Source organism: Novosphingobium sp. MBES04 (assembly GCF_000813185.1).
Taxonomy (GTDB): domain Bacteria; phylum Pseudomonadota; class Alphaproteobacteria; order Sphingomonadales; family Sphingomonadaceae; genus Novosphingobium; species Novosphingobium decolorationis.
In genome coordinates this window covers 123360-124054 of sequence record NZ_DF850490.1, presented here as the reverse complement: position 1 = coordinate 124054, position 695 = coordinate 123360, and the positions used below count along the sequence as shown (strand labels likewise).

Sequence of the window (695 nt, the reverse complement as noted above, 5' to 3'; positions counted from 1 at the left end):
TACGACCCGTTTGAGGCTTTCCGAGCGCGGTAAAGCGGTGGAGGATGGCGGCTCGGATTTGCAGTTCGGCGACCTGGCGATCGAAGTCTCGTACCATGATGCGTTCACCCAGCAGCTTGAAGCAATGCATTTTTGTTTCGACCAGGCTGCGCTGGTGATAGCCGCTCCATCGTTTCCAGATCGCTCTGCCGAGCCGGTGGCTTGCACGAACAATTTCATTCCGGGCCGCGACGCCAGGCGTATTTTCGGGCCAGGCTTTCGCATTGCGGCGGGCGGGGATGATGGTGCAGGCATCGCGTGCGGCAATGGCTTCGTGACAGGCCCTTGTGTCGAACGCGCCATCGGCGCTGACGCTCGCGATGGCTTGATCTTGTGGTATCTGCTCCAGCAGTTCGGGCAGCATGGGTGCATCGCCAACCCGGCTTCCGGTCACTTCGATAGCCCGGATCTCCAACGATCGGGCGTCCACACCCAGATGAATCTTGCGCCACTGTCGCCGCTTGGACGGGCCATGCTTGCGCCTGCACCATTCCCCGCCTCCAACGGCCTTGATGCCTGTGCTGTCGATCAGCAGGTGCAATGGTCCGAAACTAGGCTGGCAGGAGATCTCGACAAGCAAGGTCTTCTGCCTCCGGCTCAGAGTGCTGAAGTCCGGCACCGGCCAATCGAGCCTGGCCATCTCGAGAAGGCTAGCA

The 695-nt window shown here is 61.0% G+C and carries 1 protein-coding gene; it reads right to left on the bottom strand.

Going from position 1 to position 695, the window contains the following annotated elements:
- On the bottom strand, positions 1-695 hold a 695-nt coding region (locus tag MBENS4_RS22505), incomplete at both ends, for an IS5 family transposase (RefSeq protein ID WP_084592327.1).